General features: G+C 65.8%; 23 protein-coding genes. 13 read left to right on the top strand and 10 right to left on the bottom strand.

Annotated elements, in window-relative coordinates:
- Positions 1-353 precede the first annotated feature (353 nt).
- The 4 genes from H7828_RS09960 to H7828_RS09945 form a co-directional block, all read right to left on the bottom strand.
- Positions 354-1,448: an ABC transporter ATP-binding protein gene (locus tag H7828_RS09960; RefSeq protein WP_226780880.1), complete on the bottom strand. Its 1,095-nt coding sequence runs from the start codon at positions 1,446-1,448 to the stop codon at positions 354-356.
- Entirely contained in the window at positions 1,445-2,245 is an 801-nt protein-coding gene (locus tag H7828_RS09955) for an ABC transporter permease (protein ID WP_226780879.1), read from the bottom strand. The genes H7828_RS09960 and H7828_RS09955 overlap by 4 nt, the downstream gene beginning before the upstream one ends.
- A complete protein-coding gene (locus H7828_RS09950) occupies positions 2,242-3,108 on the bottom strand; it encodes an ABC transporter permease (protein WP_226780878.1) in 867 nt (288 codons plus the stop codon). The genes H7828_RS09955 and H7828_RS09950 overlap by 4 nt, the downstream gene beginning before the upstream one ends.
- 100 nt (positions 3,109-3,208) lie before the next feature.
- Positions 3,209-3,499: a DUF6477 family protein gene (locus H7828_RS09945; RefSeq protein WP_226780877.1), complete on the bottom strand. Its 291-nt coding sequence runs from the start codon at positions 3,497-3,499 to the stop codon at positions 3,209-3,211.
- Positions 3,500-3,744: 245 nt separating this feature from the next.
- Between H7828_RS09945 and H7828_RS09940 the strand changes: the two genes are divergently transcribed.
- Both H7828_RS09940 and lipA read left to right on the top strand, forming a co-directional pair.
- Positions 3,745-4,788 (top strand): DUF6456 domain-containing protein, encoded by a 1,044-nt coding sequence (locus H7828_RS09940; RefSeq protein ID WP_226780876.1) that lies wholly within the window; start codon positions 3,745-3,747, stop codon positions 4,786-4,788.
- Positions 4,789-5,021: 233 nt separating this feature from the next.
- Complete coding sequence (lipA, locus tag H7828_RS09935) at positions 5,022-5,978, top strand: lipoyl synthase (RefSeq protein WP_226780875.1); 957 nt, start codon at positions 5,022-5,024, stop codon at positions 5,976-5,978.
- 93 nt (positions 5,979-6,071) lie between these two features.
- Here the strand turns inward: lipA and H7828_RS09930 are convergent, their stop codons facing one another.
- Positions 6,072-6,965 (bottom strand): cytochrome c, encoded by an 894-nt coding sequence (locus tag H7828_RS09930; RefSeq protein ID WP_226780874.1) that lies wholly within the window; start codon positions 6,963-6,965, stop codon positions 6,072-6,074.
- Positions 6,966-7,036: 71 nt separating this feature from the next.
- Entirely contained in the window at positions 7,037-7,213 is a 177-nt protein-coding gene (locus tag H7828_RS09925; protein ID WP_226780873.1) for a hypothetical protein, read from the bottom strand.
- A gap of 73 nt (positions 7,214-7,286) precedes the next feature.
- Here H7828_RS09925 and H7828_RS09920 point away from each other — a divergent pair, with 73 nt between their 5' ends.
- On the top strand, positions 7,287-8,201 hold the full coding sequence (locus tag H7828_RS09920; RefSeq protein ID WP_226780872.1) for a tetratricopeptide repeat protein: 915 nt from the start codon (positions 7,287-7,289) through the stop codon (positions 8,199-8,201).
- Here the strand turns inward: H7828_RS09920 and hpt are convergent.
- Positions 8,191-8,730 (bottom strand): hypoxanthine phosphoribosyltransferase, encoded by a 540-nt coding sequence (gene hpt, locus H7828_RS09915; RefSeq protein WP_226780871.1) that lies wholly within the window; start codon positions 8,728-8,730, stop codon positions 8,191-8,193. The genes H7828_RS09920 and hpt overlap by 11 nt on opposite strands.
- Positions 8,731-8,797: 67 nt before the next feature.
- On the opposite strand from hpt, the gene H7828_RS09910 reads away from it, so the two are divergent.
- Positions 8,798-9,244, top strand: coding sequence for a type II toxin-antitoxin system RatA family toxin (locus tag H7828_RS09910; protein WP_226780870.1), 447 nt, complete (start codon positions 8,798-8,800; stop codon positions 9,242-9,244).
- Positions 9,245-9,403: 159 nt separating this feature from the next.
- A complete protein-coding gene (locus tag H7828_RS09905) occupies positions 9,404-9,619 on the top strand; it encodes a hypothetical protein (RefSeq protein ID WP_226780869.1) in 216 nt (71 codons plus the stop codon).
- Here H7828_RS09905 and H7828_RS09900 read toward each other — a convergent pair.
- The 3 genes from H7828_RS09900 to H7828_RS09890 are packed head-to-tail and all read right to left on the bottom strand — an operon-like array spanning position 9,596 to position 11,720.
- Entirely contained in the window at positions 9,596-10,093 is a 498-nt protein-coding gene (locus H7828_RS09900) for a CinA family protein (protein ID WP_226780868.1), read from the bottom strand. The genes H7828_RS09905 and H7828_RS09900 overlap by 24 nt on opposite strands.
- The gene (locus H7828_RS09895; RefSeq protein WP_226780867.1) at positions 10,090-10,584 is read right to left on the bottom strand and encodes a phosphatidylglycerophosphatase A family protein; all 495 of its coding nucleotides are present in this window, start codon (positions 10,582-10,584) and stop codon (positions 10,090-10,092) included. The genes H7828_RS09900 and H7828_RS09895 overlap by 4 nt, the downstream gene beginning before the upstream one ends.
- Positions 10,581-11,720 carry a bifunctional 2-C-methyl-D-erythritol 4-phosphate cytidylyltransferase/2-C-methyl-D-erythritol 2,4-cyclodiphosphate synthase gene (locus H7828_RS09890; RefSeq protein WP_226780866.1) on the bottom strand — a complete coding sequence of 380 codons (1,140 nt, stop codon included), beginning with the start codon at positions 11,718-11,720 and terminating at the stop codon, positions 10,581-10,583. The genes H7828_RS09895 and H7828_RS09890 overlap by 4 nt, the downstream gene beginning before the upstream one ends.
- A gap of 212 nt (positions 11,721-11,932) precedes the next feature.
- On the opposite strand from H7828_RS09890, the gene dusB reads away from it, so the two are divergent.
- From dusB to H7828_RS09850, 8 genes are all read left to right on the top strand, one after another.
- Positions 11,933-12,901 carry a tRNA dihydrouridine synthase DusB gene (dusB, locus tag H7828_RS09885; RefSeq protein WP_226780865.1) on the top strand — a complete coding sequence of 323 codons (969 nt, stop codon included), beginning with the start codon at positions 11,933-11,935 and terminating at the stop codon, positions 12,899-12,901.
- Complete coding sequence (locus H7828_RS09880) at positions 12,898-13,971, top strand: two-component system sensor histidine kinase NtrB (RefSeq protein WP_226780864.1); 1,074 nt, start codon at positions 12,898-12,900, stop codon at positions 13,969-13,971. Before dusB ends, H7828_RS09880 begins: the two co-directional genes overlap by 4 nt.
- Positions 13,972-14,001: 30 nt before the next feature.
- Positions 14,002-15,369, top strand: a complete 1,368-nt coding sequence (locus H7828_RS09875; RefSeq protein ID WP_226780863.1) for a response regulator — start codon at positions 14,002-14,004, stop codon at positions 15,367-15,369.
- Positions 15,370-15,472: 103 nt separating this feature from the next.
- Positions 15,473-17,737: a sensor histidine kinase NtrY-like gene (locus H7828_RS09870; RefSeq protein WP_226780862.1), complete on the top strand. Its 2,265-nt coding sequence runs from the start codon at positions 15,473-15,475 to the stop codon at positions 17,735-17,737.
- 15 nt (positions 17,738-17,752) lie between these two features.
- On the top strand, positions 17,753-19,156 hold the full coding sequence (ntrX, locus tag H7828_RS09865) for a nitrogen assimilation response regulator NtrX (RefSeq protein WP_226780861.1): 1,404 nt from the start codon (positions 17,753-17,755) through the stop codon (positions 19,154-19,156).
- A gap of 3 nt (positions 19,157-19,159) precedes the next feature.
- Positions 19,160-20,056, top strand: a complete 897-nt coding sequence (locus H7828_RS09860; RefSeq protein WP_226780860.1) for an alpha/beta fold hydrolase — start codon at positions 19,160-19,162, stop codon at positions 20,054-20,056.
- A 121-nt stretch (positions 20,057-20,177) separates the two neighbouring features.
- Complete coding sequence (trkA, locus tag H7828_RS09855) at positions 20,178-21,554, top strand: Trk system potassium transporter TrkA (protein ID WP_226780859.1); 1,377 nt, start codon at positions 20,178-20,180, stop codon at positions 21,552-21,554.
- A gap of 10 nt (positions 21,555-21,564) precedes the next feature.
- Complete coding sequence (locus H7828_RS09850; RefSeq protein WP_226780858.1) at positions 21,565-23,076, top strand: potassium transporter TrkG; 1,512 nt, start codon at positions 21,565-21,567, stop codon at positions 23,074-23,076.
- The last annotated feature ends 30 nt before the right edge of the window (positions 23,077-23,106 follow it).

Below are 23,106 nucleotides of genomic sequence, written 5' to 3'. Positions count from 1 at the left end.
GCCCAGGCGATCACGAAAGGGCGAGGTGTTCTTTTTTGCGCCGAAGTGGCCCCCATATCACAGTCAGGACGCGGGGTCGGAACCCCCGAACTGTCCTTCACTGTCCCTCGTTCCGAACCTGGCGCCCGAAGTTTACTTCGGGCGTTTTTTTGTGGCGGATTTGAACAGGAAGGCGGCGCTGACGCGCCATTCGTTTTTTCGGTTCCGCCTGACGCGGGGGCCCGAGCCGGTTCCGGCGGTGGCGCCGTTGTCAGCGGCGGGAGCCTCCGGCGGGGATATTTCGGGACCAAAGATGAAAGGGCGGGTCTTCACCATCTTTGGTCCCGAAATATCCCCGCCGGAGGCACTGAAAGTTAATTTGCGAAGGCCACCAATGCGCGTTCGTCCCATGAGATTCGCGCTGTTTCGCCCCGTTCCAGCACGCGGCGGCCGACGAGGTTCTTCATGGAGAGGGTGACCGGCTTTTCCACACCGTCGAGCAGGATGTCGTAATAGGTCATGTCGCCGTAATAGGCGAGTTCGTGGACCAGGCCGCGGGTTTCGCTGGCGGGGGCCGGCTCGTCTCCGAAGAGGATCGACATGGTTTCGGGGCGGATGCCGATGGTGCAGTCGCCGGACAGTGGCCCGGCGGGGCATTGTTCGGGGGTGATGGTGGCGCGCCCGAGGCCCGAGATTTCGGCTCCGGTTTCAGTGGCCCTTGCGGGCAGGAAGTTCATCACGCCGATGAAATCGGCCACCCGGCGCGACAGCGGGCGGCGGTAGAGGGTTTGCGGATCGGCCAGCTGGGCGATTTCGCCTTCGAACATCACCGCGATCCGGTCGGACATGATGAGGGCTTCTTCCTGGTCGTGGGTGACGAGGACGAAGGTGATTCCGACGTGGCGTTGGAGGCGGCGCAGCTCGTTCTGCATCTGCTCGCGCAGTTTCTTGTCGAGCGCGCTGAGCGGTTCGTCCAGCAGCAGCACCTTGGGTTTCAGGATCAGGGCGCGGGCCAGGGCCACCCGTTGGCGCTGCCCGCCGGACAGGGCATGGGCGGCGCGGGCGCCGTAGCCCCCGAGGCCCACCATGTCGAGCGCCTCTTCCACCATGACCTGGCGGGCCTGCTTGCTCAGGTCGCTGCGGCGGCGCAGTCCGAAGGCGACGTTCTCGGCCACGCTGAGGTGGGGAAAGATCGCATAGCTTTGGAACACCATGTTGGTGGGCCGCTTGTTGGCCGGAACGCCCGACATGTCCTGGCCCGAAAGCAGGAGGGTTCCTTCGGAGATGTCCTCGAACCCGGCGATGGTGCGCAGCAGGGTCGTCTTGCCGCAGCCCGAGGGGCCGAGCAGCGAGAAGAATTCGCCTTCGCCGATGTCGAGGTCGATGCCGCGCAGGGCGTGGTAGGTGCCATAGTATTTCTGCACCGCGCGTAGGGAAACGATGGGCGGTGGTGGCGAGGTGTCTTTCACAAAAAGCCTCCGGTGTCTTTGCCGCCCGCGCGTGCGATGCCGCGACGGCGGGCGATTTCGGCGATGGTGAGCAGGATCACCGACAGCGCCACGAGGATCGTGCCCAGGGCCATGACCACCGGGATCTTCTGGGGAAACCTGAGTTGCCCCCAGAGATAGACCGGCAGGGTGGGTTCGGTGCCGGTGAGGAAGAAGGCGATGATGAACTCATCAAGGCTGATCGTGAAGGAGATAAGCAGCGCCGAGATGATGCCGGGCATGACAAGGGGCAGGGTGATCAGCCGGAAGGTGGACCAGCGGGTTTCGCCGAGGTCGAAGGCGGCTTCTTCCAGCGAGGCATCGAGGTTGCCGAAGGCCGAGTTCAGGATCGCGATGCAGAAGGGGGTGCAGATCAGCGTATGCCCCAGGATCACCGTCCAGCCCCCCAGCGGCAGGCCAAGGGCCAGCAGCACCACCAGCAGCGAAACGGCAACGATGATTTCCGGCAGCACCAGCGGCAGCATGATGAAGCCGAGCATGGGCGCCTTGCCCGGAAAGCTGTATTTCGCCCCGGCACGCGCCGCGCAGATGCCCAGCGTGGTCGACAGCAGCGCCGTGGTGACGGCGATGATCAGCGAGGTCTGTACCGATTTCACCAGGGCGGGGGTGTTGGGGATCTCGGTGAACCACTGGGTCGTGAAGCCCGAAAGCGGAAAGGCGATGATCGTGCTGTCGTTGAAGGCGAAGATCGGCAGCAGCACGATGGGCGCATAGAGGAACACGAGGTAGAGAACGGCATAGCCGCGCAGCCAGGTCATGTCTTGCGCCCTTTCAGCCAGCGGCGGTTGAGGAAGATGAAGATCAGCGACAGGACCGTGACGATTCCCATGGCGATCACGGCCAGCGTCGCGCCCATGGGGGCATTGTTCAGCTTCAGGAACTGGGTCTGGATCATGTTCGCGATCATCAGCCCGTTCGGCCCGCCCACGAGGCGCGGTGTGACGTAATCGCCGATGGTGGGGATGAAGACGATCAGGGTGGCGGCCACCACCCCAGGCACCGCAAGGGGCAGGGTGACGCGCAGGAAGGTCATCACGGTGTTTTCGCCCAGGTCGCGCGAGGCTTCGAGAAGCGAGCGGTCGATCTTTTCGAGGCTGACAAAGATCGGCAGGATCGCGAAAGGCGCGAAGGCATGGGCCAGGGTGATGACCACGGCATTGGCGTTGTAGAGGATGAAGGTCAGCGGCTCGTCTATCACCCCGAGCCCGAGCAGCGAGGAATTCAGCACGCCGTTGTAGCCCAGGATCACCTTCCACAGGAAAACCCGGATCAGGTAGCTGGTCCAGAAGGGAATCGTGATCAGGAAGATCCAGAGGCTCTTGCGGCTGGGCGCGACATGGAAGGACACGAAATAGGCGATGGGAAAGGCCAGCACCACCGTCGCCAGTGTCACCGCCCCGGCGATCAGCACCGAGCGCAGCAGAAGTTGCGCATAGAGCGGTTCGCTGAACGCCTCGCGGTAATTGTTCAGGGTCGGGGTATAGTCGATCGTCAGGAAATCCTGCGACCAGAAGCTGAAGGCGAAGATCGCCAGCAGCGGCACGGCCAGCAGCAGGAGTGCATAGAGCGCGGGCGGAGCGATGAGCGTCAGCCCTCGCGCGGTTTCAGAATTGCGAAACACCGGTCCTGCGTCCCCCCGCCGTGTTGTCCATTGGCGATGCTTCAACGACTGGGGGAAAAGTGCAACCGGAATCCTTCGGCGGGGCCGCGAAGCCGGGGGGTCAGGCGCCGGGTTGCGCGCCGGCAGTGCGGTTCGCCTCGGACATGAGCGCGATGAGGATCTCGACGTGGCGGGCGACACTGTAGGTGGCATCGCCCTGCCTGCGGCGCGCCTCGCAATCGGCCTCGCGCGACAGGAGGGGGGGCAGCGGATCGGCATCGGGCCCGGTATCGGGCAGGATGCGCGACAGGGTGCGGGTACGGTTGTAATCGGCCAGGCCGAAGCGCGCCGCCCGGATCAGAAGTCGCGGCCGGCGCAGGGCGGAAAGGGGAAGGTGGCTGGGCTGTGTCATCGGTGCGCTCCGTGGAATATGGCAAATCCGTGGCGCAAGATTGGCACAACCGTGACGTGTGTTGCGCGAATGGCGCAAAGGCCGCGCGGTGGGCTACGCAATCGTTTACGTTTTGGTAGCAATCTCCAACCTGCCGGCCGTTTGTTAACGATCTGATAACAAATGCAACCAAGGGTTGTTCGCGTCGGGGCAGAAGCTGTGGATAACTCAGCGCCCGACGGCCGGTCTAACGAGGGGACGCAACGATGTTTTCAGTATCGCCGACTGCGACGGCGCCGACATGGGTACCGGATGAGGTGAGGCTCTACCTGGCCCATACCGAGCACGGAACCTCGATCCGTGCCCTGGCGCGGGCGGCGGGGTGCCATGCCTCGACCGTGATGCGCCAGATCCGGCGATACGAACAACGCCGTGACGATCCTCTGATCGACCATGCCCTGCGCCGTCTCGGCGCCATGGGCATCGGGCAGCGCCTGCCCGATCAACCGACCGGAGATAGCATGATCCATCCCAGAACCGACCGTTCGACCCCTGTGCCGGACGATGCCCTGATCGAGAAGGAAGCCCTGCGAATCCTGCGACGGCTGGCCGAACCGGGCGCTTGCATGGCTGTGGCCACCGGCATGGAAAATGCCGTTGTGGTGCGCGAAGGCGCCGATGGGCAGACCGTGCGCACCGCCGTGGTACAGCGCACCGTGGCCGAAGCGCTGGCCCTGCGCGACTGGATCGCGGCGGGGCAGGCGGGCAAGATCGCGCGCTATCAGCTGACCCTGGCGGGGCGCGCCGCGCTGAAACGTCTGCTGGATGCGCGCGAGGAACTGGCGGTGCCGGCGCCATCGCGCGGGCGGGCGCGCTATGGTGCGGCGGAAAGCCCCCTGATGGTTCTGGCGCGCCGGCGCGGCAAGGACGGCGCGCCCTTCCTGAGCGAGGCCCTCCTGGCGGCGGGCGAACGGTTGCGCGAGGATTTCGAACTGGCCCAGATGGGCGGGCGCGACAGCCGGAACTGGGATCTGATCGTCGCCCAGGGCACCGAGGAGACGGCGGGCGATCCGCGCGGCACCGGCCCCGAGGCGGCGCGTCTGCGCGTGGCGGCGGCGCTGGCCGAACTGGGTCCGGGCCTGGGCGACGTGGTGCTGCGCTGTTGCTGCCGCCTTGAAGGGATGGAGACGGTCGAGCGGCGCATGGGCTGGGCGGCGCGGTCAGGCAAGATCGTGCTGCGGATCGGGCTGCAGCGCCTGCGCCGCCACTTCGATGAGACAGGCGGAAAGTGGTCGCCGCTGATTGGTTGAAGCGGTGAGAGGGTGCGTGTGCGCCGCCCCGGGCGATGCCCGGTCGGCGCGGGGGGAAAGGGGGGCTGTCTGCCCCCCTTCTTGCCTTCGGCAATTCAACCCCCCGAGGATATTTGAAGACCAAAGATGGCAGGGGCCTTGCGGGGGCTGCAACCCGGTCATGCAGAGGATCAGGGGATTGGACTTGGACAATGCGATCCTGTAGGGCTGTGGCAACCGACGATGAGGTTCCCATGGCTCGCGATCTGAAGATTCCCGAACAGCGCCACCCCGAAAAGGCGCGCCGTCCCGACAATGCCCAACCCAAGAAGCCCGCGTGGATCAGGGTGAAGGCGCCCGGCGGCGAGGGATACAGCAAGACCCGCAACATCATGCGCGAGCATAATCTCGTCACCGTCTGCGAAGAGGCGGGATGCCCCAACGTCGGCGAGTGTTGGTCGCAGGGCCACGCCACAATGATGATCATGGGCGAGGTCTGCACCCGGGCCTGCACCTTTTGCAACATCGCGACGGGCAAACCGCCCGAGGCGCTTGACGTGTTCGAGCCGGGGCGCGTGGCCGACGCGGTGAAGAAACTTGGATTGAACCATGTCGTGATCACCAGCGTCGATCGCGACGACGTGGAGGATGGCGGGGCCGAGCATTTTGCCCAGACCATCCGCGCCGTGCGCCGCCAGTCTCCGAAGACCACGATCGAGATCCTGACGCCCGATTTCATCCGCTGTGCGCCCGATGCCCTTGAAAAGGTCGTGGCGGCCAAGCCTGATGTCTTCAACCACAATCTGGAAACGGTTCCGGGGCTCTACCCCGAAGTGCGCCCCGGCGCGCGCTATTTCCATTCGCTGCGCCTTCTGCAGCGGGTCAAGGAACTGGACCCCGAGATATTCACAAAGTCGGGGATCATGGTGGGCCTTGGCGAGGATGCCCAGGCCGTGCGCCAGGTGATGGACGACATGCGCGCCGCCGACGTGGATTTCGTGACCATCGGCCAGTACCTGCAACCCACCCCAAAGCACCACCGCGTCGATCGCTTCGTCACGCCCGAGGAATTCGCCAGCTATGACAAGGCCGCCTGGGGCAAGGGGTTCCTGATGGTGTCGGCAACGCCGCTCACCCGCTCAAGCTATCATGCGGGCGATGATTTCCGCCGCCTGCGCGAGGCCCGGCTGGCCAAGCTCGCCGCGCTCTGACCTTCCTCTTTCTTGCCTGAAATACTCCGGGGGTGAATGGCCTGCAGGGCCAGAGGGGGCAGCGCCCCCTTTGCCCGCCCGCCGCAGGCGCATTCACGGGATCGGGGCCACGGCCTTCAGGTACATCGCGATCGACTCGCGGTCGCCCTGGGGCAGCTTCGACAGCTTTTCGATGACCGCCACCATATGCCCGCCCGCCGTGTCGAACTCGGGGGTGAAGCCGCTGGTCAGGTACTCCACGATTTCCGCCTCCGACCAGTCCAATGCGCCGGGCGTGATGTTGGGTGCGCGGCCCTTGCCATCGGGGTTGGGCGCGCCGGCCAGCCAGCGCGATGCGTCGGGCCCGCCCAGGATGTTGCGCGGGGTATGGCAGGCGCCGCAGTGGGCCAATGCCTCGACCAGGTAGCGGCCCCGCGCCAGTTCGGGCTTCAAGGTGCCGCGCACCGCCCAGTCCGGGGAAACGAAGAGCATCTTCCAGCCCCCGAGACTGCGCCGGATGTTGAAGGGAAAACCCACCTCGTGGGGCTGCGATGGCGTGTCGGCGGCGGGCAAGGTGCGCAAATAGGCGATGAGATTCAGGATATCCGCTGTCTCGGCCTTGCCGTAGGCATCATAGGGGAAGGCCGGGTAATAATGCTCACCCTCGGGCGAGATGCCCCGCTGGATCGCGTTGACCAGTTCGATGTCGCTCCAGTTGCCGATGCCCTGGATCGGGTCGGACGAGATGTTGGGCGCGATGAAGGTGCCGAAATCCGAGGGAAAGCGCATTCCCCCCGCCAAAACCGGCGGCCCGTCTTCGGCCGACCCCTCGGGCGCCTCGTGGCACGAGGCACAGCCCGCCGCCAGGAATACCTGTTCTCCGGCCTCGGCATCGGCGCTCATCCCGGACAGGGCCTCTTGCGGCAGGGGGTCGGGGCGGGTGACGTACCAGAACACGGCCAGACCGACGAGGCCGATGGCAATTGTCCAGCGCAGGAACGGCGGCATGGGAATCCTCTTTGCTTGTTCCCGTTCAGCCTAGCCGAGGGTTGGCCATATCGCACGGCATTTGTGCCACGCTATGGCCGACGCCAGTTGCGCGGTTCCACCGACAGGGCATCGGGCCAACCGACCCAGCGTTCGATGGCGAAAAGCAGGGCGCAGACCACGATGACGCCCACCACCAGTTTCACCTTGCCCCATGAGGGCGGATTTCGTGCCCACCGGGACATGCGCAACAGCCAGTGAAGGTTCATCTTTCCTTTTCCTTTCGGTGGCGCCTGTGACACCCTGCACCGGCGACATTCCCATGAACAACCCGAGTCCGCCATGCCCCCCCTGATTGCTTCGCTTATCCTCATGCTGGCCTTTGCGGCCGGGGCCGCCCCGGCGCAGGAGGATTACGATTCGGGCCGGGCCACCTATCTTGCGGGCAATCACGCCGCTGCTCTGGCGATTCTGGAGCCCCTGGCGCGCAGTGGCCATGCCGGGGCGCGCAACATCCTGGCCGATGCCTATGACGAAGGCAACGGCGTGGAAAAGGACCACCAGCGCGCGTTGGAGCTTTACCAGGCCGCGGCGGCACAGGGATTCGCGCGCGCCTCCTACAACCTCGGCGTCCTGCTGAGCGAGGGGCGGCCGGGCATTCCGGCCGACATCGCCCAGGCCATCGTGCATTACGAAGAGGCCATGGCGCGGGATTACCCGGCCGCCTTCAACAATCGCGGTGTGCTGCATGCGATGGGGCAGGGCGGGCCCGTCGATCCGCAGGCAGCGGTGGCGATGTACCGGCGCGCCCATGAGCTGGGCGATCTGAACGGCACCGACAACCTGGCCGACATGCTGCGCCGGGGCGAAGGCATCGAGCAGGACGTGCAGGCCGCGCTGGCCCTGTGGCAGGGCGGCGCCGAGCGGGGCCATGCGCCATCGGTCCTGAACCTTGGGGCGATGTATGCCAATGGCATCGGCGTGGCCGAAGACCCGGCCGCCGCTTACGCGCTTTACCTGCTGGCGGCGCAGGGGGGCGTGTTGCAGGCGGGGCGCAACCTGTTCGCCATCCACGCCGACCTGGAAAGCCCGCACCACGACGGGGAAACCGCCCTGGCCTGGTGTCTCTGGGCGCTGGACCGCGCCCCCGAGGCCCAGCAAGGCGAGATCGAGCAGGAGTGCAAGGCCACACAAGCCACCCTGTCGCCCGAATCGGCCGAAAGGGCACGGATGCGGGCGCGCAGGCTCACTCGGTAAAGCGCACCTTGCCGATGAAGGGCAGGTTGCGGTTGCGCTGCGCATAGTCGATGCCATAGCCGACGACGAATTCGTCGGGAATTTCAAAGCCCGTCCATGTGGCGCGCACGTCAACCTCGCGGCGCGACGGCTTGTCGAGAAGGGCGATGGTTTCCAACCTGTTGGGGTTACGGGTTTTCAGAAGCTGGATGACATGGTGCAGGGTAAAGCCGGTGTCGACGATGTCCTCGACCACCAGAACATCGCGCCCGGCAATCTCGCCGCGCAGGTCCTTGAGGATGCGCACTTCGCGGCTGCTTTCCATCGCGTCGCCATAGCTTGAGGCCTCGAGAAAATCGACCTCGACGTTCAGGTCCAACTCGCGCACCAGGTCGGCGATGAACACGAAAGACCCGCGCAACAGCCCCACGACCACCAGTTTCTCGGTGCCGCGATAATGGCGCTGAATCGCGCGCGACAGTTCCTCGATCCGGGCGGCGATTGCCTTGGCCGAGATCATTTCGTCAATCACATAAGGCGCCTGCGCCATGTCTTCCCCTTGATTTCCGTGCGTTCATGGCCGACATGACCCCGAACGCCCCAAAGCTAGATAAGCCATGCCGACACATCACGAAACCCGCAAGCTGCCTTATACCGCCGATCAGATGTTCGATCTGGTGGCGGACGTCGGGCGTTATCCCGAATTCCTGCCCTGGTGTGCCGCCGCGCGGCTGCGCGGATCGCGCCCGGTGGCAGGTGGGGGCGAGGTGCTTGAGGCCGATCTTGTCATATCCTTCAAGGTGTTCCGCGAAACCTTCGGGTCGCGCGTCACGCTGTGGCCAGAGGACATGAAGATCGACACCGAATATCTGGATGGCCCTTTCAAGCACATGAAAAGCAACTGGGCATTCCGCCCCGCCGAAGGCGGTTGCGAGGTTGAGTTCTTCGTGGATTTCGAGTTTAAAAACAGGGTGTTGCAGGCCGCGGCGGGCATGTTCTTCAACGATGCAATGCAACGCATCGTGCGCGCGTTCGAGCGGCGGGCGGCCGATCTCTACGGTTGAGGTGAAGCCTTCGCTTCGATCTGTATCTTATTGACAAGGCGTGGAAATGTCCCGCGCTGGCTTTGCGGCGACAATTAACCACAAGTTTGAATTGAACTGTCCCGGTCGGCCCCGCCCATGCCATCATGGGCGCACAGGTTTTCATGCAGGGCATCCGCGATGGCATTCAGGCATTCGACCGAAGGGCGTGACACGACGACGCGCATCCTGTTTCGCCACCAGCCCGGCAAAGGCGATGTGATCGAGGGGCAATGTTCGGAAATCCGCCGTGATTCCGCCGTTCACCGGCAGGTACGGGCGGCTGCTTCGGGCTATGAAAGGTCACGCGGCATCATGTCGGCGCCGCGCCGTTCAGACTTGCGGGCCGGGCTTTGACGGCATCTGCCGCACCGCGTCGATCAGAAGTTGCAGCGCCTGCGCCACGGCGGCGCGGCGCACATGGGGGCGGCCGATGGCGCCGAAATCATGGGTGACGCTGTTCACGCCGTGCCCGGTGGCCAGGCCAAAACAGACGCGGCCTTCGGGCTTGTGATCCGATCCGCCCGGCCCGGCGATGCCGGTGACCGAAACCGCGCAATCGGCCTGCGAATGCGCCAGCGCCCCCTGCGCCATTTCGCGCGCCACCTCCTCGCTGACGGCACCATGGGCGGTGAGGGTCGTTTCGGCCACGCCCAGAAGCTGGATCTTCGCGGCATTGGTATAGGTGATGAACCCACGTTCGAAGACAGCCGAAGACCCGGCGATGTCGGTGATCGCGGCGCCCACCATGCCCCCGGTGCAGCTTTCGGCGGTGGCGACCATCACGCCACGTTCCTGCGCCAGGGCAAGAAGGGTTTCGGCTCGGTTCACATCGGCACCAGGTGAAACAGCGCGGCAAAGGCCACAACGCCGACGGCGGCGAAAAGCCCGGCAATCACATCGTCCAGCATCACCCCCATGGCATCGTCGCGCCGGTCGGCCCATCCCACCAGCCAGGGCTTGGCGATGTCGAACAGCCGGAACAGCAGGAAGGCGGCGACCCAGCCGGGCCAGAGCCGTTCGGGCGCAATACCCATCATGCCCGCGCCATAGGCCACCGGCAGCAGCGCGACCCACTGGCCCACCACCTCGTCCACCACGATTTCGGACGGGTCGTGATTCTCACGCCCGCGGGTCTGTTCGACCGTGGCCCAGTATCCGGCGGCAAAGACGACGACAGCGGCAATCACCAGCCCCGGCCAACCTGCTAGGATGATGATTCCATAGGCCATCGGCAGGGCGGCGAGCGATCCCCAGGTGCCCGAGGCGGGGCGCAGGTGGCCCACGCCCATGACGGTGGCGATCAGGTGCGAAACGCTCATGCCGCCACCAGCGTCACGGTGGCCAGCGCGGCAATGCCTTCGCCCCGGCCCGTGAAGCCCAGACGCTCGGTCGTGGTGGCCTTCACCGAAACCCGGTCGGCGGCAAGCTCCATCAGCCCGGCCATCTGGGCGATCATCCTCTCGGCATGAGGGCCGATCTTGGGTGCCTCGCACATCAGCGTCAGATCGACGTTCGAGATGGAAAAGCCCCGTTCGCGCGCCAGCCGCACCGCGTGGCGCAGGAAGATTTCCGACGCGGCACCCTTCCATTGCGGATCGCTGGGGGGAAAGTGGCGCCCGATGTCGCCCGCCGCCAGCGCGCCATAGATCGCGTCGGTCACGGCATGCATTCCCACATCGGCGTCGGAATGGCCCAGCAGCGCGCGGTCATGCGGGATGGCAAGCCCGCACAGCACCACATGATCGCCCTCGCAGAAGGCGTGAACGTCAAAACCGTTGCCGGTGCGAATATCCATCGTCTGTTCCATCAATCGTTCGGCGCGGGCAAAATCGCCCGCCGTGGTTATCTTGAGGTTGCTCTCGTCACCCTCGACGATCTGCACCGCCAGGCCGGCGGCGCGGGCCACCTCGACATCGTCGGCGGCATCGCCCGGATGGTCAAGGTGGGCCGCCATGATCGCGTCATAGTGAAAGCCCTGGGGCGTCTGCGCCCGGAACAGCCCGGCACGGTCTCGGGTGCCGGTGACTTTGCCGTCCTCGCCCAGCCACAGCGCATCGGTGACGGGCAGGGCAGGGGCGGCGCCAGGCCCATGGTCAAGCGCGGCACAGATCCGCGCAATCAGGCCCTGCGACACCAGCGGGCGCGCCACATCGTGGATCAGCACCCGCGCCACGCCTTCGCCCTGCAACGCCCGCAGTCCGGCCAGAACGCTCTCGCGGCGGCTGCTGCCACCGGCGACGACGCGCACGTCTTCATGGGCGGCATAGCCGCGGGCCAGGTCCATGTCATCGGGGTGCAGCACCAGGGCGATCGGGCCGATCGCGGGCGCGGCGCGGAATGCATCCAGCGTCCAGGCCAGCACGACACGCCCCTTCAGCGGGCGCCATTGCTTGGGCACCGGCCCGCCAACCCGCGTCCCGCGGCCGGCGGCCACAATGACGGCGGCTGTGGTCATCTGCATGTCCCTCCAAGGCGCGATCCGTCTATGACAAGCAACGGAACATGACAACGAAAAGCGTTTCGCGCGTCAAAATGCCCAATTTTCGGGCATGTCGTGTTTTGCGCCCGATTTCTGCCGGTTTTGGCCGGGTGCCGGTTTGCCAGACGCCCGGGGTCGGGTTAGCAAGCGGGGCAACCGCACAACAATTGGGCATCTGCTTGGAAAACGTGATCTCACTCGACCCGCCGGTCCTTCTGGCGCCCATGGCCGGCATCACCGATCTGCCGTTCCGCCAGCTTGTCGCGTCCTTCGGCGCGGGCCTCGTGGTGAGCGAGATGGTGGCAAGCCAGGAAATGGTGCAGGCCAAGGCCGGGATGCGCGAAAAGGCCGAACTTGGGTTCGGTGTGGCGCGCACCGCGGTGCAACTGGCCGGGCGCGAGGCGCACTGGATGGCCGAGGCCGCCCGGATGGTCGAGGCGAACGGTGCGCGGATCATCGACATCAACATGGGCTGCCCGGCCAAAAGGGTGACAAGCGGGCTATCCGGTTCGGCCCTGATGCGCGATCCCGATCATGCGCTGAGCCTGATCGAGGCCGTCGTGGGCGCGGTGTCGGTGCCGGTGACGCTGAAGACGCGGCTGGGATGGGACGACGACATGCTGAATGCCCCCGAACTGGCCCGCCGGGCAGAGGAGGCAGGCATTGCCATGGTCACCATCCACGGGCGCACCCGTTGCCAGTTCTACAAGGGCGCGGCCGACTGGGCGGCGATCCGGGCGGTGCGCGATGCGGTTACCATCCCGGTCATTGCCAACGGCGATATCACCGACGGCGCAACGGCGGCCCGCGCGTTGCAGCTTTCGGGTGCGGCGGGCGTGATGGTGGGGCGGGGCGCGCAGGGGCGGCCCTGGGTGCTTTCGCAGATCGCGGCCCAACTGGCGGGCACGCCCCGCCCGGCGGCCCCCGAAGGCCAGGCGCTGGCCGACCTGGTGGCGGGCCATTACCAGGCGGTGCTGTCGTTCTACGGCGCGGGGCTTGGCGTGAAGGTTGCACGCAAGCATCTGGGCTGGTTCATGGATGGTGCCGCCACGCCGGCCCCCCTGCGCCGCGAGGTGCTGACCGCGAGCGATGCCGCGCAGGTCTTGCGCCTGCTGCCCGGGGCCTTCGATGGTTCGGGTGAAAGGGCGGCCGCATGAACGCGCTGTCCGATACGCTTTGGGCCTCGCTGCCGGTGCCGGCCTTCCTGCTTGATCCCGGCGATCTTCTGGCCGAGGTCAACCCCGCCGCCGAGCAGTTCCTCAACGCGTCGGCCCGCAGCATGCGCGGCGCCCCCGTCTTTGACCGGCTGGCCATCGACGCGCCCCTGGAAGAGGCGTTTTCGCGCGTACGCCGCGATCACGCCGCGCTGTTCATCAACAACGTCGACGTGGGCAGCGGGCAACGCCCGCCGATGCAGTGCAACATGCAGATCGCGCCGATGATCGGGATGCCCGGTTTCGTGCTGGTCATCTTCGAACCGCGCCAGATTGCCGATCGGTTGGGGCGGGCGCATTCGGTGAAAACCTCGGCCCGCTCGGCCATCGGCATGGCCGAGATGCTGGCCCATGAAATCAAGAACCCGCTGGCGGGCATCACCGGCGCGGCGCAACTACTGTCCATGGGGCTGTCGGGCCAGGACCTTGAGCTGACCGACCTGATCGTTGCCGAAAGCCGCCGCATCGTCGCGCTTCTCGAACAGGTCGAACAGTTCGGCAACCTGCGCCCGCCGGTGCGCAGCGCGATCAACGTTCACGATCTTCTGGACCGGGCGCGCCGCACGGCCATGGTGGGCTTTGCCGGGCACATGCGGATCGTCGAGGATTACGACCCCTCGCTGCCGCCCACCCATGTGGATGCCGACCAGTTGTTGCAGGTCTTCCTGAACCTTCTGCGCAACGCGACCGAGGCCGCCGGCCCGGCGGGCGGGCGGATCACCCTGCGCACCTTCTATGACGTGGCGCTGCGCCTGCGCCGCAAGGACGGCGCCACCGGTGCGCTGCCGTTGCAGGTGGAAATCATCGACGACGGCCCCGGCCTGCCACCCGACCTGGTGCAGGACGCCTTCGAACCCTTCGTTTCGGGGCGCGAGAACGGCACCGGCCTGGGGCTGGCCCTGGTCAGCAAGATCATCTCGGATCACGAGGGCTGGATCGCCGTCGACTCGGTTCCGGGGCGGACGGTGTTCCGGCTCTCGCTTCCGGTGGCCCCGAAGGAAGAAACCGCATGACGTGCCAACGACAGGAAAGACCGTAAGACCATGGATGGAACCGTACTTGTCGCCGACGATGACCGCACGATCCGCACCGTCCTGACCCAGGCGCTGACCCGGGCGGGGTGCAAGGTGCATGCGACATCCTCGATGGTCACGCTGATGCGCTGGGTCGAAGAGGGCAAGGGCGACCTTGTGATCTCGGATGTCATCATGCCCGACGGCAACGGGATCGAGGCGCTGCCGCAGATTGCCGAACTGCGCCCCGGCCTGCCGGTGATCGTGATCTCGGCGCAGAACACCATCATGACGGCGATCCAGGCGACCGAGGCCGACGCCTATGACTACCTGCCCAAGCCCTTCGATCTGCCCGATCTGATGAAACGCTCGGCCCGCGCGCTCGAGGCGCGGCGCCGCGCCCCGACACCCCGCCCCGAAGGCGAACCGTCGGGCGGTGACGACCTGCCTCTGGTGGGGCGGACCCCGGCCATGCAGGCGCTTTACCGTCTTGTGGCGCGGGTGATGAACACCGATCTGCCGGTGCTGATCACCGGCGAATCGGGGACGGGCAAATCGCTGATCGCGCGGGCCATCCACGATTTCTCGGATCGCCGGTCGCTGCCCTTCGTGGTGGCGGGGGCGGGCGATCTGGCGGGGATGGACGGCCCGGCCACGATCATCAGCCGCGCGCGGGGCGGTTCGATCCTGTTCGACGAGGTGGGCGACCTGACCGAAGAGGCCCAGGCGCGCATCGTGCGCATGCTGGACAGCCTGACCGACAACGCGCCGCGCATCATGGCCACCAGCCAGGGCAATCTGGCACAGCGGATGGAGGCGGGCGAGTTCCGCCAGGACCTGTTCTATCGGCTGGGCGGAGTGACGATCACCGTGCCCTCGCTGCGCGAACGGGTCGATGACATCCCGCTTCTGGCCACCCATTTCCTGGCCCGGGCCGAGCGTGAGGGCCTGCCCGCGCGGCGCATTTCCGAAAGCGCGATGGACCTGATCCGCGCCTACAGCTGGCCCGGCAACGTGCGCCAGCTGGAAAATACCCTGCGCCGGATCGTCGTGACCGGCACCGAAGAAGAGATCAGCCGCGCCGAGGCCGAGAATGTCCTGGCCCACCAGCCGGCGATGGAACCGCTGGCCGGAGGCGGGGCGGGCGAGAAGCTGTCAGGTTCGGTGGCCCGGCACCTGAAACGCTATTTCGACCTGCACGGCGGCGTCCTGCCGCCCCCCGGCCTTTACCAGCGCATCCTGCGCGAGGTGGAAGCGCCGCTGATCGAGATCGCGCTGGATGCATCGGGCGGAAATCAGGCGAAATGCGCCGATCTTTTGGGAATTAACCGCAATACACTTCGGAAAAAGATCACCGACCTCGATATTCGCGTGACACGGCGCCGCAAATTGATGTAAAACCGCAACAGAATGTGTGGCCATTCGGGAACAACCCCCGGAGAGAGACCACCAACAGAGCGGTACGTCGCGCAAAGCGACACATTGATTAGGGGGTCATCCCGTGACAGGGCGTGTTCGCACGGCAACCTGGGATCGTTTCGCGCGGCTGCGCCGTCAGCGCCGTGTCAAGAACCTGTCGACCTTCGGTCTGGTGGTTCTGGGCCCGGTTCTGGCCCTTTCGACGTTCCTTGTTCTCGGGCCCCTGGATCGCGGGGCCTCGGCGCTGTCGCTGCGCCTCGTGCTGCTGGCCGATCTTGTCTATGTCCTGGTGGTGGCCGCGCTGGTGCTGGGCGCGCTGGTGCGGATGGTGGCGGCGCGGCGGGCGCAATCGGCCGGGTCGCGCCTGCACCTGCGTCTGACCGGTGTCTTCGCGCTGATCGCGCTTATCCCGACGGTGACGGTGGCCATCTTCGCCGGTCTGACGGTGAACGTCGGGCTTGAGGGCTGGTTTTCCGACCGGGTACGCGAAGTGGTGGGCGCCTCGCTGGCCGCCGCCGAAGCCTATGAGGACGAACAGCGCCAGGACCTGCGCACCGATGCCGATGTGCTGGCCGAATTCCTGTCGTCCCTTCAGGGCGACAGTTTCCAGGTTTCGGACGGCGAACTGCGCCAGGTGCTGGGCCAGGCGCAGAACCGCATCCAGCGGGGCCTGCGCGAAGCCTTCGTGATCGACAACGGCGGCGAGATCCGGGCGCGGGGCGAAGGATCGTATCTTTTCGATTTCGAACGCCCTTCGGACGAGGATCTGGCCCGCGCGGCGGCCGGTGAGACGGTGATCATCGAAGACTGGGCGCAGAACGAATTCCGCGCCCTTGTGCGCCTTGGCGGCATCGGCAACCGGTTTCTGTACGTCAGCCGCGACGTGGATGGCGAGATCCTGTCGCTGCTGGACGACACCCAGAAAACCGTCCGCCTTTACAACCAGTTGGAAAGCGAACGTGGCCGCATCCTGTTTGAATTCGGGCTGCTGTACCTGGGCTTTGCGGTGATCCTGATCCTGGCGGCGATCTGGCTGGGCCTGTGGTTTGCCGAACGCCTGTCCGGCCCCGTCGGGCGGCTTGCCGGGGCGGCGCAGCGCGTGGGCGCCGGTGACCTTGACGTGCGCGTGCGCGAGGAAGAGGGCGACGACGAAATCGCCATGTTGGGGCGCCTGTTCAACCAGATGACCATGCGCCTGAAGGGCCAGCGCGACACGCTGCTGGAAACGAACGAACAGATCGACCGGCGGCGTCGGCTGTTCGATTCGGTGCTGTCCTCGGTGACGGCGGGCCTTGTGGGGCTTGATTCCAAGGGGCGCGTGACCTTTGTGAACCGCAGCGCCGAACGGTTGCTGCAACTGGACGAAACAACGGGCGCCAAGACATCGCTTGCCGTCGCGGTGCCCGAGTTCGGGCAGCTGTTCGACCGGTTGCGCGCCAACAAGCGGCTTGAGGTGGCGCAGGAGGAAATCAAGGTATCGCGCGGCGGCCAGTTGGAAAGCCTGCTTGTGCGCATGTCCACCCGCCGTTCGGAAGAGGGCAAGCTGGAAGGCTATGTCGTGGCCTTCGACGATGTGACCGATCTTGTCGCGGCACAGCGTCTGGCCGCCTGGGGCGACGTGGCGCGCCGGATTGCCCATGAAATCAAGAACCCCCTGACCCCGATCCAGCTGAGCGCCGAGCGGATCAAGCGCAAGTTCGCCCGCCAGCTGGACGACGAGAACGCCCAGACGCTGGAGCAATATACCGACGTCATCATCCGCCAGACCGGCGATCTGCGCCGGATCGTGGACGAATTCTCGAAGTTCGCGCGCATGCCCGAACCCGAACGCCGCACCCACGACATTGCCAAGCTGCTGCGCGATGCGGTGACGCTTCAGGATGCGCGCGATGCCGGTGTGACGTTGAAGGCCGACATTCCGACCGAACCCGTGATGGCCGAATTCGACGACACGATGATCGGGCAGGCGGTGACGAACCTTATAAAGAACGCCGGGGAAGCGATTGAAAGCCTTCAGAAAAAGGGCTGGCCCGAAGGGCAGGAGCCGGAAGTTCGCGTGGTGATGAGCGCCGATGCCGGCGAGGTGCATATCTCGATCTCGGACAATGGCATCGGCCTGCCCGAGGATCGCGCGCGCCTGTTCGAACCCTATGTGACCACGCGCTCGGAGGGGACCGGGCTGGGGCTGCCGATCGTCAAGAAGATCATCGAAGAGCACGGCGGCACCTTCACCCTGAGCGACGCGGCGCCTTTCGGCGACACCGCACACCGCGGGGCGCGGGCCGACATCACCTTGCCGCGCATGTTCGAGGCAGAGCCAACAGTTTTCAAAGATGTAAAGGTATGAGGAAGGGCAATTGTTATGGGTGACATTCTCATCGTCGACGACGAACGCGACATTCGCGAGCTGATCTCGGATATCCTGAAGGACGAAGGGTATTCAACGCGGCTGGCGGGCAACTCGGATCAATGCATGGCCGAGATTGCAAAGGAACTGCCCGCGCTGATGATCCTGGATATCTGGCTGAAGGACAGCCAGATGGACGGGATCGACATTCTCAAGGCCACCAAGCGCGATCATCCGGGCGTGCCGATCATCATCATCTCGGGGCATGGCAACGTGGAAATCGCCGTCGCCGCGATCAAGCAGGGCGCCTATGATTTCATCGAAAAGCCCTTCAACATCGACCAGCTGACGGTGGTGATCCGGCGCGCGATGGAAACATCGCGGCTGCGGCGCGAAAACTCGGAACTGAAACGGCGCGATGGCGCGGTGTCCGAGATGATCGGGTCAAGCTCGGCCTTCAAGGCATTGAAATCGAACCTTGAAAAGGTCACCAAGTCGAACGGTCGGGTGATGCTGACCGGCCCTGCGGGCAGCGGCAAGGAAGTGGCGGCGCGGTATATCCACGCCAATTCGAACCGGGCCGATGCGCCTTTCGTCTCGGTCAGTTCCGCCTCGATCGCGCCCGAACGGATGGAAGAGGTGCTGTTCGGACGCGAAAGCGCCGAGCGCGGCATCGAACCCGGCCTTCTGGAACAGGCGGACGGCGGCATCCTGTTCTTCGACGAAGTCGCGGACATGCCCCTTGGCACCCAATCCAAGATCCTGCGCGTGCTGGTGGATCAGTCCTTCACCCGGGTCGGTGGTGCGGACAAGGTGAAGGTTGACATGCGGGTCATCAGTTCGACCAATCGCGACCTGATGCAGGAGATCAAGCTGGGCCGCTTCCGCCAGGAATTGTTCCACCGCCTGGCCGTCGTGCCCATCGCCGTGCCGGCCCTGGACGAAAGGCGCGAGGATATTCCCGAACTGGCCGATTATTTCATCGCCGGGTTCAACAAGGTGCAGGGCCTGCCGCTGCGCAAGGTCAGCGAAGAGGCCGTCGCGCTGCTTCAGACCATGCTGTGGCCGGGCAACGTGCGCCAGTTGAAGAACGTGATCGAAAGGGTTCTGATCCTGGGCGGTGACAAGGGCGAAATCGCGGCCAGCGAGTTGCCGGGCACCGAACCGGCACCCGAAGAGGACGGGCGCGTCGTGCTGTCCGGCTCGCTTGCCACGCTGCCTCTGCGCGAGGCGCGCGAACTGTTCGAACGCGAGTATCTGCTGACCCAGATCAACCGCTTCGGTGGCAATATCTCGCGCACCGCCACCTTTGTCGGGATGGAGCGCAGTGCCCTGCACCGCAAGCTGAAATCGCTGAACGTGGTGACCAGCAACAAGCTGGGCAGCCGCATCGCCCATATCGAGGACGTGGACGGCTGAGCCATGACCTTCGTCAACGCCCGAACCCGCGTCGCCGGGCGTGATATCACGCTGGCCGACCACGGCCCCCGGCAGGACGACGGGCATCTGCCGCTGTTGCTGTTGCATGGCGGAATCATCGACCAGGCCGATTACAGCTGGTCGCGGGTTGCGGCACAACTGGCCGACAGGCGGCGGGTCATCGTGCCCGATCTGCCCGGTTATGGCGCCAGCGCGGGGTTCGACGGGGCCCATGACCTTGAGGATTTCGGCACCTGGCTGATCGGGTTTCTCGATGCGATGGGGCTGGCGCGGGTCGATCTGGCCGGGCTCTCCATGGGGGGCGGAATCGCGCTTTGGTGCGCGCTGAACCACCCCGAACGGATCGGGCGGCTGGTGCTGGTGGATGCCTACGGGCTGTCGGCGCGGGCCGGGATGCACCCCGTCGTGGCGCGGCTGGTACAGGGGCGGTCGGCGGGCCTGTTCTATCGCGCGGCGGCGCAAAGCCGGCTGTTTGCCCGGCTGGCCCTGCACCTGTCCTATGCGCGGCTGCGCCTTGCGCGGAGCGAAACCGATGATCTGATGCGCGCCGCGCAGGTCCAGAATCGGCGGCGCAGCTTTGACGGCTTCGCCCGCCGCGAGATTTCGCGCAGCGGCCTGCGCACCGATTACAGCGAAAGGGTGGGGCAGATCGCCCTGCCGACGCTGCTGATCCACGGGCGGCGCGATCCGCTGATCCCGCTGGCGGATGCGCGGCAGGCGGCCGACAGGATGCCCGACGCCCGGCTTGCCATCCTGCCCGGCGGCCATGTGCCCATGCGCCAGAACCACGACGCCTTCGTTGCCGCCCTGACCGATTTTCTGGATCGGCCCGGCAGGGGCGACGCGCCGTGGCGCGACAGAACCGGGCAGGGCGCATGACCCGGCAGGCGGGCCGGTTTGGCATTGCGTCCCCCGGGCGCTCTTGCGATGACTATGGCCTCGGAAGGGTTTCACCGAAGGCCGGGGCTGTCCACTGCGGACCCCCGGAAGGAGACGAGGCATGAAGGTTATCATCTGCGGCGCCGGTCAGGTCGGATGGCAGATCGCCAAGCATCTGTCGGGCGAACGCAACGACGTGACCGTGGTGGACAAGGACGTCGACCTGGTGCGCCGCGCCACCGACACGCTGGATGTGCAGGGCATTGCCGGTTTCGCCAGCTATCCCGACATTCTGGATCGGGCCGGGGCGCGCGATGCCGACATGGTGATCGCCGCCACCCACAGCGACGAGGTGAACATGGTCACCTGCCAGGTCGCCCATTCGGTTTTCGCCGTGCCCCGCAAGATCGCGCGGCTGCGGTCGCAAAGTTACCTGAACGCGATCTACTCGGATCTTTACCGGCGCGACCACATGCCGATCGACGTGGTGATTTCGCCCGAGCGCGAGGTGGCCGAGGCCGCCCTGCGCCGTCTGGCCGCCCCCGTCGCCTTTGATACCCAAAGTTTCCTTGGCGGGCAGACCCAGCTTCTGGGCATCGCGCTGGACGATGATTGCCCGGTTCTGAACACGCCGCTGCGCCAGTTGACCGACCTGTTTTCGACCCTGCGGGCGGTCGTGGTGGGGGTGCGGCGCAAGGGCGCCTTGTTCGCGCCCGATGCCGGCGATCAGCTGTTCGCCGACGACCAGATCTATGTCCTGTCCCACCGCGAGGACGTGAACCGCACGCTGGAAATCTTCGGCAAGAGTTTCGCCAAGCAGCACCGCGTCGTCATCATCGGCGGTGGCAACGTGGGGCTTTCCGTGGCCTCGACTCTGGAGAAGCGGACCGAGCGGGTGCGCGTGAAGGTGATCGAACGCTCGCGCCCCATCGCCGAACGCGCCGCCGACCTGCTGGAGCGTACCATCGTGCTGCATGGCGACGGATTGAACATGGAGCTTCTGAACGAGGCCAGCATCGGCAAGGCCGACGCGGTTCTGGCCGTCACCGACGATGACAAGGTGAACGTGCTGGCCGCGGTGCGGGCCAAGGCGGCGGGCTGCAAGATGGCCATCTGCCTTGTGAACGATCCGACGCTGCAATCCCTCATGGGGCCGCTGGACATCGACGCCTTCATCAACCCGCGCTCCACCACCGTGTCGTCGATCCTGCGCCACATCCGGCAGGGCCGGGTGCGCGGGGTCTATTCCATCGGCGACGCCGAGGCCGAGGTGATCGAGGCGCAGGTGCTGTCAACCTCGCCCATCGCGGGGCAACTGGTGCGCGACATCGAATTCCCCGAGGGCGTGCTGGTGGGCGCGGTCCAGAAGGGTGATACCGTGGTGACACCACGCGGCAGCACCCGGATCGAAGAGGGCGACCTGATCGTTCTGTTCGCCATGGCGGGCGATGTCCCCGAGGTCGAGCGGCTGTTCCAGGTCAGCATCGATTTCTTCTGATGGCCCAGTGATGCACGGCCTTCTGACACGCCTGCCACTGATCGTGGTCCTGATGGGCATCGCCACCCTGGCGATGATCGTGCCCGCCGTTCACGCCTATGCGGTGCGCGATCTGCATGTCGCGCGGGCCTTCTTCTATTCCTTCCTGCTGTTCGCGGTGATCATCGCGCTGATCGCCTTTGCTACCGACGGCATGGTGGTGCGGCGGCGGGCGCGGGGCTATCTCATCGCGCTTGTGGCGGCCTTCACCGTGGTGCCCGCGCTGATGGCGGTGCCCTTTTACGAAGCCTTGCAAAGCACAAGGTTCAGCAGCGCCTGGTTTGAAATGGTGTCCAGCATGACCACCACGGGCGCCACGCTTTACGAACCGGCGCGCCTGCCCGACTCGCTTCATCTGTGGCGGGCCATGGTGGGGTGGCTGGGGGGCTTGATGGTCTGGGTGACGGCGGTGGCGCTGATCGCCCCCATGAACCTCGGCGGGTTCGAGGTGCTGTCGGGCGGGGGAATCGGTGAAGGCACGAATCCCGCGGCGGCCCAGATCACCCGCGTTGCCGACGGTTCGCAGCGCCTGATGCGCTTTGGTGCGCGCCTTGCGCCGATCTATGGCGCGCTGACGCTCACGCTCTGGATCGGGCTTCTGGTGGCGGGGGAAACGCCGCTGGCGGCTGTTTGTCGCGCCATGTCGACCCTGGCCACCAGCGGCATCACCACGGGGCAGGGCGGCGATGGCGGCCTTGGCGGCGAGATGCTGATCTTCCTTTTCCTGTTCTTCGCGGTCTCGCGGCGGACCTTTTCGACCGAAGGCGCGGGTCACGGGCTTGACCGGTTGCGGCGCGATCCGGAAATCCAGATGGGGCTGTTCTGCGTCACCGCCCTGCCGCTGTTCCTGTTCCTGCGCCACTGGGCCGGGGCCTATGAAATTGACGGTTCCATCACGCTGGACCATGCGTTGCGCGCGCTTTGGGGGGCGGTCTTCACCACGCTATCGTTCCTGACCACCACGGGGTTCGAAAGCGCCGAGTGGGACACGGCGCGCTTCTGGTCGGGGCTGGAAACGCCGGGGCTGGTTCTCATGGGGCTGGCGCTGATCGGGGGCGGCGTGGCCACCACCGCGGGGGGCGTCAAGCTTTTGCGCATCTACGCGCTTTACAAGCACGGCGTGCGCGAGCTTGAGAAGTTGGTCCATCCCACCTCGGTCGGCGGGGCCGGCACCGTGGCGCGGCGCATCCGCCGGGAGGGTGCCTATGTCGCCTGGGTGTTCTTCATGCTGTTCGCCCTGTCGATCGCCCTGGTCATGCTGGCGCTGTCGCTGGTGGGGATCGGTTTTGAAAAGGCCACCATCCTGACCATCGCCGCGCTGTCGACCACCGGGCCGCTTGTCACCCTTGCGGCGGGCGAACCTATCGTGCTGGCGGAGCTGGGCGATGGCGCGCGGCTGATCTTCGCCGCGGCCATGGTGCTGGGCCGGATGGAAACCCTGGCGCTGATTGCGCTGCTGAACCCCGATTTCTGGCGGCGCTGACACGGGCTGAGCGCAACTTTGCCTCAACCG

It is taken from the genome of Oceaniglobus trochenteri, from assembly GCF_020529025.1.
GTDB lineage: Bacteria > Pseudomonadota > Alphaproteobacteria > Rhodobacterales > Rhodobacteraceae > Oceaniglobus > Oceaniglobus trochenteri.
The sequence above is the reverse complement of the archived record's forward strand: the minus strand, read 5'-3'. Positions and strand labels throughout refer to the sequence as shown.

Bases quoted from the DNA above. Each gene is read 5' to 3' on its own strand.
- H7828_RS09955 (WP_226780879.1), bottom strand. From the start codon at position 2,245: ATGACCTGGCTGCGCGGCTATGCCGTTCTCTACCTCGTGTTCCTCTAT.
- H7828_RS09945 (WP_226780877.1), bottom strand. From the start codon at position 3,499: ATGACACAGCCCAGCCACCTTCCCCTTTCCGCCCTGCGCCGGCCGCGA.
- H7828_RS09940 (WP_226780876.1), top strand. From the start codon at position 3,745: ATGTTTTCAGTATCGCCGACTGCGACGGCGCCGACATGGGTACCGGAT.
- lipA (WP_226780875.1), top strand. From the start codon at position 5,022: ATGGCTCGCGATCTGAAGATTCCCGAACAGCGCCACCCCGAAAAGGCG.
- H7828_RS09930 (WP_226780874.1), bottom strand. From the start codon at position 6,965: ATGCCGCCGTTCCTGCGCTGGACAATTGCCATCGGCCTCGTCGGTCTG.
- H7828_RS09925 (WP_226780873.1), bottom strand. From the start codon at position 7,213: ATGAACCTTCACTGGCTGTTGCGCATGTCCCGGTGGGCACGAAATCCG.
- H7828_RS09920 (WP_226780872.1), top strand. From the start codon at position 7,287: ATGCCCCCCCTGATTGCTTCGCTTATCCTCATGCTGGCCTTTGCGGCC.
- hpt (WP_226780871.1), bottom strand. From the start codon at position 8,730: ATGGCGCAGGCGCCTTATGTGATTGACGAAATGATCTCGGCCAAGGCA.
- H7828_RS09910 (WP_226780870.1), top strand. From the start codon at position 8,798: ATGCCGACACATCACGAAACCCGCAAGCTGCCTTATACCGCCGATCAG.
- H7828_RS09905 (WP_226780869.1), top strand. From the start codon at position 9,404: ATGGCATTCAGGCATTCGACCGAAGGGCGTGACACGACGACGCGCATC.
- H7828_RS09895 (WP_226780867.1), bottom strand. From the start codon at position 10,584: ATGAGCGTTTCGCACCTGATCGCCACCGTCATGGGCGTGGGCCACCTG.
- H7828_RS09890 (WP_226780866.1), bottom strand. From the start codon at position 11,720: ATGACCACAGCCGCCGTCATTGTGGCCGCCGGCCGCGGGACGCGGGTT.
- H7828_RS09880 (WP_226780864.1), top strand. From the start codon at position 12,898: ATGAACGCGCTGTCCGATACGCTTTGGGCCTCGCTGCCGGTGCCGGCC.
- H7828_RS09875 (WP_226780863.1), top strand. From the start codon at position 14,002: ATGGATGGAACCGTACTTGTCGCCGACGATGACCGCACGATCCGCACC.
- ntrX (WP_226780861.1), top strand. From the start codon at position 17,753: ATGGGTGACATTCTCATCGTCGACGACGAACGCGACATTCGCGAGCTG.
- H7828_RS09860 (WP_226780860.1), top strand. From the start codon at position 19,160: ATGACCTTCGTCAACGCCCGAACCCGCGTCGCCGGGCGTGATATCACG.
- trkA (WP_226780859.1), top strand. From the start codon at position 20,178: ATGAAGGTTATCATCTGCGGCGCCGGTCAGGTCGGATGGCAGATCGCC.
- H7828_RS09850 (WP_226780858.1), top strand. From the start codon at position 21,565: ATGCACGGCCTTCTGACACGCCTGCCACTGATCGTGGTCCTGATGGGC.